14 protein-coding genes and 1 pseudogene are annotated in these 14873 nt (G+C 53.5%); 5 read left to right on the top strand and 10 right to left on the bottom strand.

Features of this window, described 5'->3' with window-relative positions; translation table 11 throughout:
• Positions 1 to 750: 750 nt before the first annotated feature.
• On the top strand, positions 751 to 930 hold the full coding sequence (locus ACR0NN_RS09980) for a hypothetical protein (RefSeq protein WP_480684546.1): 180 nt from the start codon (positions 751 to 753) through the stop codon (positions 928 to 930).
• A 106-nt stretch (positions 931 to 1036) separates the two neighbouring features.
• On the opposite strand, the gene ACR0NN_RS09975 is transcribed toward ACR0NN_RS09980, so the two are convergent.
• From ACR0NN_RS09975 to ACR0NN_RS09965, 3 genes are all read right to left on the bottom strand, one after another.
• Complete coding sequence (locus ACR0NN_RS09975) at positions 1037 to 1612, bottom strand: uridine kinase family protein (protein ID WP_480684545.1); 576 nt, start codon at positions 1610 to 1612, stop codon at positions 1037 to 1039.
• A gap of 168 nt (positions 1613 to 1780) precedes the next feature.
• A complete protein-coding gene (locus ACR0NN_RS09970; protein WP_480684543.1) occupies positions 1781 to 2233 on the bottom strand; it encodes a GNAT family N-acetyltransferase in 453 nt (150 codons plus the stop codon).
• An 885-nt stretch (positions 2234 to 3118) separates the two neighbouring features.
• On the bottom strand, positions 3119 to 3772 hold the full coding sequence (locus ACR0NN_RS09965) for a peroxiredoxin (RefSeq protein WP_170720231.1): 654 nt from the start codon (positions 3770 to 3772) through the stop codon (positions 3119 to 3121).
• Positions 3773 to 3902: 130 nt separating this feature from the next.
• On the opposite strand from ACR0NN_RS09965, the gene ACR0NN_RS09960 reads away from it, so the two are divergent.
• Entirely contained in the window at positions 3903 to 4853 is a 951-nt protein-coding gene (locus ACR0NN_RS09960) for an AraC family transcriptional regulator (protein WP_480684560.1), read from the top strand.
• A 200-nt stretch (positions 4854 to 5053) separates the two neighbouring features.
• On the opposite strand, the gene ACR0NN_RS09955 is transcribed toward ACR0NN_RS09960, so the two are convergent.
• On the bottom strand, positions 5054 to 5419 hold the full coding sequence (locus ACR0NN_RS09955; protein WP_170687536.1) for a VOC family protein: 366 nt from the start codon (positions 5417 to 5419) through the stop codon (positions 5054 to 5056).
• Between the two features lie 217 nt (positions 5420 to 5636).
• The gene (locus ACR0NN_RS09950) at positions 5637 to 5921 is read right to left on the bottom strand and encodes a winged helix-turn-helix transcriptional regulator (protein WP_480684541.1); all 285 of its coding nucleotides are present in this window, start codon (positions 5919 to 5921) and stop codon (positions 5637 to 5639) included.
• Positions 5922 to 6047: 126 nt separating this feature from the next.
• Between ACR0NN_RS09950 and ACR0NN_RS09945 the strand changes: the two genes are divergently transcribed.
• Positions 6048 to 6989 carry an SMP-30/gluconolactonase/LRE family protein gene (locus ACR0NN_RS09945; RefSeq protein ID WP_170720235.1) on the top strand — a complete coding sequence of 314 codons (942 nt, stop codon included), beginning with the start codon at positions 6048 to 6050 and terminating at the stop codon, positions 6987 to 6989.
• 47 nt (positions 6990 to 7036) lie between these two features.
• On the opposite strand, the gene ACR0NN_RS09940 is transcribed toward ACR0NN_RS09945, so the two are convergent.
• The 4 genes and pseudogenes from ACR0NN_RS09940 to ACR0NN_RS09925 all read right to left on the bottom strand — a co-directional run bounded on the left by ACR0NN_RS09940 (position 7037) and on the right by ACR0NN_RS09925 (position 9560).
• Positions 7037 to 7471 (bottom strand): RidA family protein, encoded by a 435-nt coding sequence (locus ACR0NN_RS09940; RefSeq protein ID WP_170720238.1) that lies wholly within the window; start codon positions 7469 to 7471, stop codon positions 7037 to 7039.
• Positions 7472 to 7774: 303 nt separating this feature from the next.
• Complete coding sequence (locus ACR0NN_RS09935) at positions 7775 to 7948, bottom strand: hypothetical protein (RefSeq protein ID WP_480684562.1); 174 nt, start codon at positions 7946 to 7948, stop codon at positions 7775 to 7777.
• Between the two features lie 3 nt (positions 7949 to 7951).
• Positions 7952 to 8428, bottom strand: a pseudogene (locus ACR0NN_RS09930) (GNAT family N-acetyltransferase); the annotation flags it as partial.
• The gene (locus ACR0NN_RS09925; protein ID WP_170720240.1) at positions 8367 to 9560 is read right to left on the bottom strand and encodes an ABC transporter substrate-binding protein; all 1194 of its coding nucleotides are present in this window, start codon (positions 9558 to 9560) and stop codon (positions 8367 to 8369) included. The gene ACR0NN_RS09925 and the pseudogene ACR0NN_RS09930, both read right to left, overlap by 62 nt.
• Positions 9561 to 9893: 333 nt before the next feature.
• Between ACR0NN_RS09925 and ACR0NN_RS09920 the strand changes: the two genes are divergently transcribed.
• A complete protein-coding gene (locus ACR0NN_RS09920; RefSeq protein WP_170720242.1) occupies positions 9894 to 11468 on the top strand; it encodes a winged helix-turn-helix domain-containing protein in 1575 nt (524 codons plus the stop codon).
• A gap of 282 nt (positions 11469 to 11750) precedes the next feature.
• Here the strand turns inward: ACR0NN_RS09920 and ACR0NN_RS09915 are convergent, their stop codons facing one another.
• The gene (locus tag ACR0NN_RS09915) at positions 11751 to 13337 is read right to left on the bottom strand and encodes a winged helix-turn-helix domain-containing protein (protein WP_480684538.1); all 1587 of its coding nucleotides are present in this window, start codon (positions 13335 to 13337) and stop codon (positions 11751 to 11753) included.
• Between the two features lie 144 nt (positions 13338 to 13481).
• Here ACR0NN_RS09915 and ACR0NN_RS09910 point away from each other — a divergent pair, with 144 nt between their 5' ends.
• Positions 13482 to 14834 carry a tetratricopeptide repeat protein gene (locus ACR0NN_RS09910; protein ID WP_480684536.1) on the top strand — a complete coding sequence of 451 codons (1353 nt, stop codon included), beginning with the start codon at positions 13482 to 13484 and terminating at the stop codon, positions 14832 to 14834.
• The last annotated feature ends 39 nt before the right edge of the window (positions 14835 to 14873 follow it).

Below are 14873 nucleotides of genomic sequence, written 5' to 3'. Positions count from 1 at the left end.
TTGATTGGTGAAGTACTCAAGGGCAACTAGCAGACCTCGGAAGACCCGCAGTATGGGTCCCTACCGCTTCTTCCGTGAACTACTCGGCCCAGAGCCGACCTTGAGCGCTATGTTCGAATGCTGCGCTTGCGAGTTAGCTATCCGGTGGAATTCGACCAATACATGTGTGGGTTGTTGAACTGAGACCATTCGTCTGGTAACAAGACGAACCGGAAACCCTGATACAGGAGATATCAGATATGCTGAATTGTCAGACCTCAATGCTTCGCGCGGTAGGCGCAGTAGCCCGTTAAAGCGGTCTGACAGGTTTCCGATCTGAAGGCCGCCTCGTGAGCGGCCTTTTTTGTGTTTTCCTCATGTGGCGGCTTTCCATCATTTCATGGAGAGAACAATGCCAAGCTTATCACTTCACATACCAATTGGCCGGTCGCGCGGCCTCTTACTGCGGCTAGCGGCTATCTTCGACCGGCGACCCAGTGTGGAAAGGCCTATTCGACGAAAGAAAGCCGAGTTGCCGACTAATCTGAGGAAGGACGTTGGTCTTCCACCGGAGGCTGAACACCCACCTCCTTCACATTATCGGTTCCCTTTTTAAGGAACCGTCCAAGCAAGGGCATTAAGCTGCCCTTGCTTTTAACAATCGTTCCGTGCCCGGAGTGATGCCTATCCTCCTTCCGCGCGATAAACGAACCCTGCTGTTTGCAGTTCCTACAGGGTACTGCGTTGGGTGCGCTGAGGGGAATGTCGGAAATGAACTTGCCCACGATCATAACCCTGACGGCCTATTGGCCACTTGCCTTGCCGGCCAGCTATGCACTGGGGTTCCTCTTTGGTTTCGGAGCGGTCGGCGTCAGGATCGGCTATGTTCTGGGTCTGAATGCGGCAGCCATTGCCCTGCCCTTGCGGTTCTGGGCGCTGACACGAACCTGAATTTTGGGGACTGATCGATTGGGAAAACTTAGCCGCGAGCCACTTCGCGACGGGGTGATATGACTTGCCAGATCCTAGAGCAGCGACATCTTGGACCTTACACGGGCTAATTGTTGATGATCAAATCGAATTTTTCGGTGCCGACTCGATTGGAAAAGTACCAGTCTTCGGCGTTAATCCACTGTTGTTCCCAAGCACCCAAGCTGCCTTCACGTAAGAGGAGCCGCCTTTTTCTTTCTTCACCATCCAGCATGACCAGAATTGAAATATCTACTAGATCTTCTATTTCCCTTCGAGCAGAATAAACCCCCTCCAAAATTATCACTTTTTTGTCTTGCAAAGAATAGCATTGGAGAATCCGTGAGCCATCGAACTTAGACCAACAAAATCGGAAATGACTACTGGTACCACTGACCTTTAAGTCACCGATGACACGATGCTGGGACCGCCAGTCGACGCACTCCTCTGCCAGCACTTCAAGAGGGTCGTCTCGAATGGCAGTTCCGCCAGTAAAAAAATCGTCTCCTTCAATCACCAAAGCGCCAAGTTCGTTTCCAATTGCCTTGGAGATAGTTGACTTTCCAGACCCGCTTTTCCCATCAACTGCAATAACTGGAGGTGAGTTCAAAGTGGTTCCGTTACGCAGTAGAAGATATTTAATTTGACCAACGATGTCGCCCATCTGATCTGGGTACGTATACACCTTTGAGCTGTTCACGATCTATGCCTCCGTGTTGGATTACGAAACTGACACCAATGGGGCCGCTGCAATTCGCTGACCAGACGGTGAAATATGCTTACTTCAGGTGTAAGTCAGAATAGACATCGAATTCCGGTGTTTTCAGGCAAGCTATAGTTCGAATTCGAGGCGTGGCAGAAACCTTCCAGGTATCGAACCTGATGGCACATTTCCCGCTTCGCGACAGCCCATTGCTTTGTAGAACGGAACAGCGTCGGGATCAGCTTCAACAACCACACACATAGCTTGCCGAAGTCGCGATTTATCCTGCGCCCAAGTAAACAGGCTCCGCCCAACCCCTTTTCCCATGTAGGCAGGATCAACAAAGAGTTTTTCAAGATACGCCGTTGTCCCATCGAACGATAATTGAACAACTCCGGTGATCTCTGAATCTTGCACTGACAAGACAATGGCTTCTTCAGACAGATCGCTTTCCATCACAGTAAGTTCTGTCCGACAAGCATTCATGAAATCCGCATCATAACCCCAGAAGGCTTTCGATCGCATACACAGATCCGTCACCGCTTCGAGCTCACTTTGCCGTGGTGAACGTATTTCAATCAATATTTGTCTCCTTTGCTTTACTGCGCACTCAGCCGGACCTTGGCCTATCATAGCAAAATGTACTCTCAATAGGTCAGCAGGGGTTGCCCAGCGGTTATAAAATTCTGAGCAACCCTCGTCTTCAATGGCTTTGGTTAAGTTGCGACTAGCCTCTTAAAGTGATGCAAGAGTGCTTTGGCCGCCTGACGCCCCATCAGGAGTCTTTCTCGGCTCCGGATGGGAGAAAGATCACCGTCTGTTGATTGGAGCAAGCGAAGTAACCCATAAGTCCATCGTTTCTGGCCGTGTCGGGTACAGAACCTGGCACACTTTCGTCGGTGCAACCCCCTCTGAACGTCGACATCATCTGACGCTCGTAACCCATCTGCAACGGCCCATGGTCGCGCAGTACAAGGTGAATTTCCGCGTTAGGTTGCGCTAGTCCATTTCCAAACCAGGCATTTGTCAGATCACCCAACGGTTGGAATGTCGCAAAATGGGCGGCTCCACTGAGGTCTGCAATGGTCCCATCTGCGAAACCCAGATCTGAATTTACCGTGGTAGAAGAGCCAAGCACGTCAGTGCTTGGACAGGGCGTTGCGCTGCAATTCGATGGATCGTTTATTGCGACGAACCACATCGTATAGACGTGCCTCGGTGTTAGGTCTTTGGTTTTGACATCAACAAAAATGCCACTCTCAGACCGAACCATCGTTCCTGTGGCCCCTTGAACCTCCCGAACATCGCCTTGAGACCTGTGCGTGTTCACAGAGGCTTGTTGCAGATGTAGGTCCATGGCGTGAGCCTGAGTCGTCATGCTTACGGCACCAACCAAAAGCGATTGAGCCAGAATAGACTTTGTCACTTGTCTCAACTTAATTCTCCTTTGTCTCAAATCTGGTTTGGTTATCGAGGCTGATCAACGACACGCATATAGGGTTTGATCGTTTGCCACCCGTGAGGGTAGCGCTTTCGCGCATCTTCGTCGGTGACCCATGGCAGGATCATCACCGGTTCACCCGGTTGCCAGCCCGCAGGTGTGCCCACATCATGTCGCGCTGTCAGAAGGATTGCGTCGACGATCCTGAGCACTTCTTCAAAGTTCCGACCTGCCGTCATTGGATAGGTCATCGCCATCTGAAGCCGCTTGTCGGGTGAGATAAGAAACGTGCTGCGGATGGTAAACAGGTCCTGCGCAGTCCTGCTTTCGAGATCGAACTCTGCGGATGCCGGGATCATGTCATAGAGTTTGGCTACTTGCAGATCCGTATCCGCGATAATCGGATATCTTGGGCGGGCGCCCTGCGTTTCTTCGATATCACCGGACCACCTGATGTGATCCTCTACACTGTCGGTGCCCAGTCCGATGACTTTGACACCACGCTCGGTGAAATCGGCATGGTATCGCGCCATTGATCCGAGTTCGGTTGTACAGATCGGTGTGAAGTCCTTTGGATGGCTGAACAACAGGCACCAGTCCTGTCCGATCCAATCGTGAAACCGGATTTCACCCGCCGTGCTATCGGCCGAAAAATCCGGCACCTTGTCTCCAAGTTTCATTGTGCTTCCTTTCAGTATCCGGGGTCCTACTAGGCCCGGATACGAGGTAGACCTTTTGGAATTTCTGCTGAATGATCGTCTGACCGGAATTCATTGCCGATTTGCCGGAAGTCAGATCGTGAGGACGTTGATGGATGCTTTGTCGGAAATTCTTCGTTCAGCACGGCTGACAGGTGGCGTTTTTCTTCACGCGGAGTTTTCCGAACCCTGGTGTGTGTCCTCAGCTCTAAAAGCATCCGATTGCAGTCACTATCTGGGTCCCGCAGATCAAATGGTTCTTTTTCATTACGTGTTGGAAGGCTGTCTGACTGTGATCGATGCGGATAAAAACGCCCACATATTCTTGCCCGGTCAGGCGGTTATTCTTCCCCGTAATGACCCTCACCTTTTAAAAGGTCAGCAACCGGCTATAACCATTCCGGCATTGGATGTGACTGACCGAAATGGGCCTGAAGAGCTTATGGTCATCAGACATGGCGGAGGTGGTGAACAAACCAGAATTGTGTGCGGGTTCTTGGGAGGGCGCGGGCTTCAGCATGATCCGCTACTGAACGCTTTGCCACCCGTGTTTCGCTACAATGGCCCTGAGTGTCGTTCCGGGTCCTTGGTGGAAAAAACCTTGAAGTATGCGGCAACGGAAATGTCCGACGGTCAGCTTGGATCAGAGGCCACGCTCACAAAGATATCCGAGCTTCTGTTTGTCGAAGCCGTTCGAGACCATATCTCAAATTCCAAGAACGGTGGGTTGCTTGACGCACTCAAAGACCGTGCTGTCAGCAGGGCGATTGGATTGATCCACCGGTATCCAGGGAAGAGATGGGTTGTCGAAACGCTAGCGCAGGAATGCGCGGTTTCGCGTACCGTGCTGACCGAAAGATTCAATCAACTGCTTGGCTGTTCACCTGGAGAGTTTGTACAAAACACGTGTATGCAGCTTGCGGCACGCGGTCTTGCTGAACAGCAGCTGAACATCGCGGATGCAGCAGAGCGGGCCGGATATGCATCAGAAGCGGCGTTTAGCCGAGCCTTTAAGCGTCATTTTGGCGTTTCACCCTCTGAATGGAGAAAGCAAAATTGTTAGCTCTTCAGGAGTTCACTTTGACGACCTGTCTTTGCAAACAGATGCAGACTTGGTCTGCACGCACAAGAATGTCCATCTAGAGTTGGGTCGCATCTGCTATCTTGGCCCAAAAACCGCTCTCTGCATTCATTCCAAAAGGCCCGATCTCAGGACCACAAACTCGAACGCCAATATTCTTCACTCAGGCTCCCAACCTCACGCTAGGCCGGTTCCCAAAGCTCTATTGGATTTCCTTCCGGATCATTGAGCCACGCGAATTTGCCATTCGGATATGGCGATTCCGGATCTCGGCGGACGTCGACACCATTGGACTCGAGCTGCGCGATCATTTTCTCAATGTCACGAACACGAAAATTCAGCATAAATGCCTTTTCCTGGTTCCCGAAATACTCTGTTACTTTTTCAAACGGAGCGAACACCGTTTCGCCTGCTTCTTGCGTCCAACACGGCGTTTCATAATCATTTGGAACGAGATCAATTCCCAAATTGTCCCGATACCAAACCGCCAAGGTGGCAGGGTCTTCCGCCCGAAAGAAAAACCCTCCAAATCCCAGTACTTTTTCCATAGTCGAATTCAAACCCGATCATGTTGTGAGAGCAAGCCATTTCAGTCTGTGGCAATTGAAAAGCAGACCTAAAGGTGATTTGCGACGACGACCGACCTCGCTGCACTGCGGTCGGTTGAAGCTACTATTCGCTGTACGCGCATTGCCACTACTTGGCTAAAGCCCTAAGTCGAAAGGCCATTGCAACAATTGAACCAACTGGTTGAAACACAGCATTTTAGCCATTCTGTTCTTTCAACTGCTTACCCCATTCTTTGCTGAAAATTCCAAGTGGACGAAGATGCGCGTGGAGTTGCAGCCCCAGCTCGGTTGATGCGTATCCTCCTTCCGCGCGATGAACGAACCCTGCGGCCTGAAGCTCCTTTAGACGTTTATTCAAGGCAGCAGGCGAGATCGTTTCGCACTCTTCTTGCAGCTTACGAAAGGTGCAGGGGCCGATTTCGCTTAGGATCCAGAGTACACCCATTGCCCAGTGGCGGCCGAGCAGATCGAATAGGGCCATGATCGGAGCTCCGGTTTTTGATCCGCGAACAGGGTGTCCCGGCATTGGAATTTGCGTCACTTGCTATACTTTCTGTAGTGAATTATGTTGCTATGTAATTTGTAGCAATCAGTGATGGCGCTGCCAATGACGAAAACCGAATTCTACGAAATCCGCGATGAACGCTTCAGACGCAGCATCAAACTGGATGAGCCGATCGAACAAATCTGGACCGGTGGAAAATGGACCGAGGGGCCAGTTTATTCTCCGGCCTTCAGGTGCCTGATCTGGAGCGACATTCCCAATGATCGCAGACTTCGGTGGGATGAGTTGACCGGGGTCGTCGGGGACATCCGTTCCGGCCTGGGTTGCTACACCAATGGCTCGACCCTCGATCGGCAAGGGCGGATCGTTGCGTGCGAACATGGCAGCCGCAGCGTCACCCGGATCGAACATGACGGGTCGGTCACAACTTTGGCCAGCCACCTCAACGGCAAGCGATTCAACAGCCCCAATGATGTTGTGGTGAGGTCTGACGATACAATCTGGTTCAGCGATCCGGCCTATGGGATCGAATCCAACTATGAAGGGTTTCAGGCCGAACCGGAATTGGATGGCGAGCATGTTTATCGGCTAGATCCTGCGACTGGCGACATCACTCAAGTGACAACTGATTTCGCCTGCCCCAATGGGTTGGCTTTCTCGCTCGACGAGCAAATGCTCTACATCGCCGACAGCGGTGGGACCCGTTATGCCAGCGGCGAACATCATATCCGCGCGTTTTCCGTTGGAAGTGACGGCACTTTGACAGGTGGCGACGTGTTCGCTGAATGCGAGGCGGGGGTATTCGATGGATTCCGGCTCGACACCCAAGGCCGCATCTGGACAAGCGCAATGGATGGCGTTCATTGCTATCACCCGGATGGAACACTTCTGGGAAAGATCTTCATCCCCGAAGAGGTCTCGAATATTTGCTTTGGCGGACCGAAACGCAACCGCTTGTTCATCACCGCCTCGACAAGCGTTTATGCGGTTCTCCTGCCGACGACCGGAGCACCGATTTTCAAGAGGCCGATACGTTCACGCTAACGGCGCGTGCCTACCAAGCGTTTCGGTTATTACAGGCAACAACGACGTTAAACATGCGGACGAGTGTCAGGGTCGCAGAAGCGATGCTCGGGGATCACAGACACTGGCACCAATTCGACAAGCAAACCAGGCGCAACGAGACCGGACACCCGGATCAGGACGCTGGCCGGCGCGCAACGTGGCGCGAACTTCTCGGTTCGGACAGCCTGAATGACAGGTAAATCGGCCGGGTTCACAAAATAAATCGTCAAAGAAACGATATCTTCAAGTTGCCCGCCCGCTTCATCGAGGATCCTTTCGACACCCTCAAAACAGGTACGAATTTGCACCTCGCAATCGTCTTCTCCAACTATGGTGCCTTTGTTGTTCCAAGCAACCTGCCCGGTCATATGGAGCACCCTGCCTTCGGGTTCGACGACGCCGTGATTGAAGGCACGACCATTCTGTGGCCAGCACCCTTCGGGGTTGAAGCGTTGTGTCATCCAGGTGATTCCTTCCAAAAATTCACTTGAGAATTGTCCTTCGTGCGCGCGCAAAAACCTCTGTGTGAGCTACATGAGTCTGACGGCGTCTATTTTCTAGGCCGCTGCGTCTTAACGTATTCTTCAATAGTTCCGGCTCCATTACTGTGTAGTTTAGCGCCCATTTTATCTTTGCGTCGTTCTGGGAGAGCAGACGCTCGCCTTCCGTGATGGCGGAAATATTAGCGTTGCGAATTTTTTTCGAGGCACGACGCCAACGACCCCATCAAGCCAGCGTAGTTTTTGGCGTCCCAGCGAGATACGTCATGCATATCGCTGTTGCCCCTTTTGTCGCACCGCGGCGGGCCTAAAATGCTTCCGCATCCGCGCCACCTGGATGATCACGCCGCCTGGCGCCTTCATTTTGATCCTCTCAACAACTTCGTAGCCGTTAGCGCCATATAACAACTCACCGATTGGGGTGGCGATCAATTCCAAGCGAGATATCCCTGCTAAGCGGGCGGAGGTCTCGCAGAAAGACAGAACGCTCTGGCCCAGTCCCCGCCGCGAATAAGCCGGGTCTGTGTACATCGCCCGAATTCGTGCCGTCCCGGTCTCTTTACTCTGCGCTGGCCGAGATTGAGCGTTGGGGTCGTGGATCAGAGGAGTCTTTCCGCTCCATCCGCCCGAGGCACGGAGCACCCCGTCGACTTCGAGAACATAGTACGTTCCATCTTCAATAAGCCACGGATCAAGCGGGGTGAAAGCCGATGTCGCCTCCCGTTGCTCTGCCGACAGAAATGGGTTGAGCAAATCGTGGGTGGCACGACGTGCCAAACACTCTATCGCCGCACGGTCGGCTCCGGTCGCCGGTCTGATGCAAACCGACGCTGGAGCCTCGGGGGGCGTGCTGCGACTACCAGATCCGAACGGTTTCAAAACCAGCCTCCGAGAATGTAACCTCGCGATAAGTTCCATTCGCATCGCCTTCGGTTGTGAATTCAACTGCACTCGCGCCGACATAATCGATCTCGTCACCCTGCGCGAGAATGCGCAGGCCCTTCTCGATTTCACCAGGGCCGATTCTGATACCAGGCGCGTTTGCAACACGAAGCATTGATTTTGATACCGCGTCACTATCAGTCGTTCCGGCCGCTTGCATAGCAAGGGTCAGAACCGCCGCCGCGTCATAAGCCTCGGCGCGAAATGGCGCCCGGCTGGTGATATCGTGCGCCTGCAACATGCGCTCAAATCTATCGATGCTTTCATTGTCGCCACCTGGCAAGGTCCCGATCGATCCAACCAACGCTGCGCCAAATTCCTCAATCAAGGAGTCCGAAACCATGCCGTCAGGCAGCACAAAACGATCAAATGCACCTGTATCAAGAGATGCCTGAATGATGGCGCGACCGCCCTGGTCGGCATATCCGGCAACCAGCAGGGTATCGGCACCACTGGCTGCGAGGGTGGCAACTTCAGCTGCGTAGTCCGCTTTGCCATCGACATGAGCAGCTGCCACAAGAACCTCACCACCAAGTTCTTCGAAAGCGGCGGCGAAGGTAGAGGATAGTCCGACGCCGTAGTCGTTGGAGGTATAAGTCACCGCAATCTTTCGAATGCCCTTTTCGATCAATAGTTCGGCAATAACATCACCCTGCCGTGCGTCAGATGGTGCGGTACGAAAAAAGAGCCCGTTGTCTTTCGCTTCGGTCAATCCGGGTGACGTGGCGGTGGGAGAAATCGACAAAACGTTGTGGGGAAGTGCGACATTTGCCAAAACGGCCGCGGCAGCCCCGGAACAGCCAGCCCCGATGATCGCGGCTACATTGTTGGCTGTCACCAGCCGTTCCGCTGCCGCCACCGCTAAGGACGTATCCACGCAGGTGCTGTCGGCCCGGACGGGAACGATGTCGCGGCCTCCTAGAAAGGCGCCAGACTCCGCAGCCTCGCGCAAAGCCAATTCCGCGGACTCGGCTATAGCAGGCGTCATCGACTCAATCGGCCCGGTAAAGCCAAAGAGAACACCGATATGCACCGGATTTTCTTGGTCTGCGGATGCAACCGAGGCGCTCGCGCATATTGCTGTGGTCAAGAGTAAGTTTTTGGTCATTGAATCCTCGTTTGGGTCGTACGAAAGGCGGCGCGAAGGCCAAAGGGACGCTCTACTCGATGTAGTATTGCCAGATAATTGGAAGCCGCTCGGCTACGGTTTCAAACTAGTCGGAGCAACCATGTGATGCTTGTAGACGATCTGTAGAATTCGGGGAGATTTTGGGGATTTTCGACCAATCCAGAACGTTGTTGACCTCCCCTCTAAGGTCACACGCAGAAGGGACAATGATTTGACGCCTCCGCCACTGCCTGACAGAATCCCGTCATATCGGCAGCGCAGAGCGGACCGGGCGAACCCGAGTACGCGAAGTGGGCTTAGACGGAGCGGACCATGATTAGTAGGTTTGGTGACTTCGAACTCGACACAGCGGCATTTGAACTTCGCAAGAACGGAGACAAGGTTGCAGTCGAACCCCAGGTCTTTGCCGTAATTCAGTTTCTGGTCGAAAACAGAGATCAGATGGTTTCGAAATCAGAAATAATGGATGCCATCTGGAACGGGCGGATCGTTTCTGAGGCTGCAATCAGCAGTCGCATTCGCTCTGCGAGGAAAGCGCTGGGAGATACCGGCAAGACGCGGCAATTGATACAGACGATCCACGGCAGAGGTTTTCGGTTCATCGCCCCAGTGACTGAAGCGGTTTCCTCAGCTGCAATTCACTCACAACAAGCCAAACCGACTGCGCATTCCTTGGCATTGCCTGAAAGAAAAGATCGGCCAGCAATCGCAGTGCTACCTTTTGAGAATTTTGGCTCCGACCGCGAAGACGATTTTTTCGCTGCCGGATTAACAGAGGAGGTCATCGCGAACCTCTCTCGGTTCCGCGACCTCTTTGTCTTTTCGCGTTCGACCACAGCTGCACTCTCGCGCGAGCAGGCAACCATCAGCGACGTCAGGCAAACGCTCAAAGCGGATTTTGTAATAGAGGGAAGCGTACGAAAGTCAGATACGAAGGTTCGCATTACTTTTCAGCTTATCGACACAAAGACAGACGGGCACATTCTTGTCGAAAAGTTTGATCGTGCATGCACGCTTGAGAACATCTTCGATATCCAAGATCAGATCTCCCTGCTTATCGCGGCCCGGGTCGCAAATCGGCGCGACTTACTGGACGACGCGGCCGCACTTTCTGGTCGCCAAGGCCGACCAGCAACCTGGCAGACGTATCGATCAACCGCCCAGTACTACGAATATGCCAGAATTCGAGATCCCCGGATGCATGCTGCGGTGCAGGACGATTTGCGCCAAGTACTTTCAAAGGATTCAATTTCTTCGGATGCTTGTGCAGCCCTTGCCGTGGTGTTGCTCGACCAATATCGATTTCCTGTTAAGGCAAATGACAGTAGCTTCATTTTGGGTGAAGCCTTTAGATACGCCCGACGCTCTGTATCGCTCGATCCCGACAATGCATTTGCCCATCAGGCAATCGCGATGGTTCAGTTCTATCGCGGCGAATTCGAGAACTTCTTAAGCGCGGTGGAAAAGTCAATTGCACTCAATCCCGGCAAGTCGGATGCGCTAGCTGAGTTCGGATATTGCTTCTACATGGCCGGCGACATTGATCGCGCGCTTTACTTTCTTGATCGGTCTTCCGAGCTCAACCCACTGGAGGATCGCATCCCACGCCTTTTCCGCGCCGCGTGTTATTTCATGCAGGACAGGTTCCAGGATGCGTTGGTCGAAATTTGCAGGTCGCCGATGGCAGGTGCATACTGGTATCACGCTTATGCGCTCGCCATTTCGCATGCAGCCGGCAACCTCGAAAAAGCAAAGAAAGAAGCCGCCAAATTGCGAAAGCACTTCCCGGATTTCATGACGGAACGGTCGGCAATAAATGCAGTATTGCGTGTCTCGCGCGACGTCGACGAAAAATTTGCGCGAATCTGGCAGCTTTATCTTTCCTGAAAATAAACAGCATTCGGTTGAGGGTCGCATGCTTCCGGCCCAAAGGCGACATCCATCCCGCTCAGCATTGCTGCGTTGCAGCTTCCCTAAAGCGGACCTCTAGAGCGCCCCATCAGATTTGGGCCATTGTTTTGTTTGAGCGTCGGAGGGCACCCCAATCCAGACTTTCGCAACTAGGTTCTGCGAATCTCGATCATAAGACCAAACCGACGTCTGTTCATGCAGCAAATGCCGAAGATGCACTTTGCAGCTCGCGCCAATTCCAATCTTGCGTCGTGACCACTAGTCGGGAAGACCAAGCGCGATCGCAGCCTCTTCAGTTAAGGCGCGAAATTCGGTGTGACTACTCGGAACCAGAGCCTTTGCTTTTGCTTTGCTGAACCCCGGGTTTCGGCGCTTTGTTTCTTTTAACCACCGCGACACACCATCATTATTGCCAACCAAACGGTTTGTCATCGCCGCAAACATCGCGTGGCCCGCATGCGCACCGGGCGTCAGCGCGGTTTGCTGTGCCCACTGAACCGCAGCATCATAGTCCTTTGCGGCAAGCGCGATCCACATCTTGTTGCAGAGCATGCCGCCTCGCAACGGGTCAAGCGGGCTAAGGGCAATGGCAAGGTCAGTCATTTCGTTTCCACCTGCGTAGTCCGATGTGAAAACCTTTGCCCAACTCGAAGCATAACGGCCGAATGCGTAATTCGGACTTTCAAGGACCGCCCGGTCAAACCACGGCTTACTCGCTTCTGTATCTCCTGTCAGCCACAGGCTTCTGCCCATCACAACATTCGAAAACGGGTCACGCGGTTGAAGAAGAACACTTTCTTCGGCGCTGAGCCTGGCAGCCAGTCGGTCCGCGGCGAGGTCGGACGAATACCCCAGAAACACGCGTTGAAAAGTGGTGAACGAAATTCCAGCATGCGCGCGTGCCAATGTTGGTTCCAGTGTTACAGCACGTTCGAACATCTTTCGGGCTATTTCTGTATCTGACTTGTTGAACCGATACATATGACGAATTCCCAGATGCAAAGATGACCATGCATCCAGATTTTCTGCATCATCCACTTCCAGAAGTCGCGCCTCGTGTTCGGGAAGCTCAAATTCCGAAATATTGAGCACAGCCCCTGCTATTTCGGTTCGCAAACGTTGCACCTCGTCAATCGGGGCTTCTTTTCGAATTGCCCAGACGATCTCACCGGTGCGAGTATCGGCCATTTCTACATCCACATAGAGACGACCAGCCAACGCCTCCACCATTCCAGAGATGCAGTACTGTGCACCCAGGAGTGACTTTACGTCTTCAAACTCGATCGTCTGTCCTCGGAACCTGAATGACGATCCGTGTGCAATGACACGCAACCAACGCACGCTGGAAAGCGATCTGATCAATTCGCGCGGGATTGCATCCGCCAGTGATCTTCCGATCTCTAAGTTGCCGATCGCTGAAAATGGCAACACCGCGATGCATGGTGGCGCCCCGACCGTTTTCCGCTCGGCTGTTTCAGATGGTTCCAGTGCCGTGGCACTATCTACCGACACCAATTTGGCGGGTGCCACAAAGCGAAACCCTTGCCCTCGCAACGTACGGATGTATTTCTGAGCGCTCCCATCATCGCCTAATGCCTGACGTAGCGATTTTACGCGACCGAGGATTGTCCAATCCGAAACCACCCTTCCAAACCATACGCGCTGGACAATCTCGTCCTTGGAAACCACCCGATGGCAGTTTTCAAGAAAAAGAACTAACAGATCAAAGACTTGCGGCTCGAGCGCGACAGCGGTCGCACCACGGCGAAGCTCGCGTGTGTCAGTGTCTAACTTAAAGGCATCGAACTCGTATCGCATTCTCGCACCGCTTCTCGGTCTTGCCATTTTATCCCAAGTGAAGTCTCAAATACAGATTTCCAATGATCTCCCAAAAATCTCCCAATTGACTTCAAGCAGTTCATGCGGCGGCGCGGTAGAGCCATCGCATTCGGGCAATCCGCCCAGTCAAAAAAGAGTTTGGAGAATGACATGCCCCATCAAGAAACGAGATTGTCCGGAAACTGGCCTGCTGCGGGCTCGAAAGAAATCGCCGCAGACTATTTCAACGCCGCCATACGCGCGTTCAACATCTACAGGGGCGATCCTGTGGCGCTTGTCGACCAGGCGATTGAAGCGGCGCCGGACTATGCGATGCCGTATATTCTGAAAGCCTATCTGTTCGGATTGGCAACCGAGCCTGATGCTGCGGCTGAGGCACGGAACATTTTGGCGACAGTCCGCTCACTTGCCAAATCCGACCTGGAAAAATCGCATGTCGATGCCCTGAATGCGCTTCTTGCCAACAATTGGACGGAAGCTGCCGTCAAGTTGGATCGTCACAACATGGCGTTTCCACATGATATTCTCGGCCTGCAAGCCGGTCACCTGATGGACTTTTATCGCGCCAATGCGCGCGACATGCGGGACCGGATTGCGCGAGTCCTACCGAAGTGGTCGGAGGACCAGCCGGGCTATTCCGTCCTCCTGGGCATGTATTCCTTCGGGTTGGAAGAGACCGGAGACTATGGCCGTGCTGAAGCCGTTGGTCGGGAGGCGGTCGAACGCGATCCGTTGGACTGCTGGGCGCAGCACGCTGTCGCGCATGTGCTGGAAATGCAGGGACGTGCTGAGGACGGGATCGAATGGATGGCGTCGCGTGAACCAAATTGGTCGGGTGATGACAACTTCTTCAAGGTCCACAACTGGTGGCACAAGGCGCTGTACCACCTAGACCTCGGTCAGACCAATGAGGCGATCAAGCTGTACGATGCGCGGATTCGCGAAGGAAAAAGCGACGTGGCGCTGGATCTGGTCGATGCCTCAGCCCTTCTGTGGCGCTTGCATCTGGAAGATCACGACATCTCCGACCGCTGGGCCGATGTTGCGGCGTGCTGGGACAACCACGCCGATGGCAAGCTATATCCATTCAATGATTGGCACGCGGCCATGGCCTATCTGGGATCCGGTCGCGATGACGAGGTCGATCGTATCGTTGATCAATATCGCAATGCACCCGCCGGTGGCGGCGAGACATCGCGTTGGGCCGCAGCAACAGGGCTGCCCTTGATCGAAGGGTTCCGGGCATTTTGGCAGGGCCGCTACGAAGATGCGACCGAAGCGCTTCATGGTGCGCGGTTTATCGCGAACTCGTTTGGCGGCAGTCACGCGCAACGCGACATCATCGATTGGACGTTGACCGAAGCTGCGTTGCGTTCTGGCAATCGAAATGCGGCAGAAGCGCTGGCAAACGAGCGGATTGCTGTCAAACCACACAGCCCCATCAACAAACGCTTTTTGGGTCGCGCGAATGCGCAGCCCCAAGGTTCCATGATCGTGGCCTAGAAGCTGACGTCGCAAAGAAACTGGCGCGGGCAAATATTC

The organism is Ruegeria sp. BA2 (assembly GCF_056539605.1).
This window is presented reverse-complemented; position numbering and strand designations above follow the sequence as displayed.

Bases quoted from the DNA above. Each gene is read 5' to 3' on its own strand.
- ACR0NN_RS09980 (WP_480684546.1), top strand. From the start codon at position 751: ATGAACTTGCCCACGATCATAACCCTGACGGCCTATTGGCCACTTGCC.
- ACR0NN_RS09975 (WP_480684545.1), bottom strand. From the start codon at position 1,612: ATGGGCGACATCGTTGGTCAAATTAAATATCTTCTACTGCGTAACGGA.
- ACR0NN_RS09965 (WP_170720231.1), bottom strand. From the start codon at position 3,772: ATGAAACTTGGAGACAAGGTGCCGGATTTTTCGGCCGATAGCACGGCG.
- ACR0NN_RS09960 (WP_480684560.1), top strand. From the start codon at position 3,903: ATGGATGCTTTGTCGGAAATTCTTCGTTCAGCACGGCTGACAGGTGGC.
- ACR0NN_RS09955 (WP_170687536.1), bottom strand. From the start codon at position 5,419: ATGGAAAAAGTACTGGGATTTGGAGGGTTTTTCTTTCGGGCGGAAGAC.
- ACR0NN_RS09950 (WP_480684541.1), bottom strand. From the start codon at position 5,921: ATGGCCCTATTCGATCTGCTCGGCCGCCACTGGGCAATGGGTGTACTC.
- ACR0NN_RS09945 (WP_170720235.1), top strand. From the start codon at position 6,048: ATGACGAAAACCGAATTCTACGAAATCCGCGATGAACGCTTCAGACGC.
- ACR0NN_RS09940 (WP_170720238.1), bottom strand. From the start codon at position 7,471: ATGACACAACGCTTCAACCCCGAAGGGTGCTGGCCACAGAATGGTCGT.
- ACR0NN_RS09925 (WP_170720240.1), bottom strand. From the start codon at position 9,560: ATGACCAAAAACTTACTCTTGACCACAGCAATATGCGCGAGCGCCTCG.
- ACR0NN_RS09920 (WP_170720242.1), top strand. From the start codon at position 9,894: ATGATTAGTAGGTTTGGTGACTTCGAACTCGACACAGCGGCATTTGAA.
- ACR0NN_RS09915 (WP_480684538.1), bottom strand. From the start codon at position 13,337: ATGGCAAGACCGAGAAGCGGTGCGAGAATGCGATACGAGTTCGATGCC.
- ACR0NN_RS09910 (WP_480684536.1), top strand. From the start codon at position 13,482: ATGCCCCATCAAGAAACGAGATTGTCCGGAAACTGGCCTGCTGCGGGC.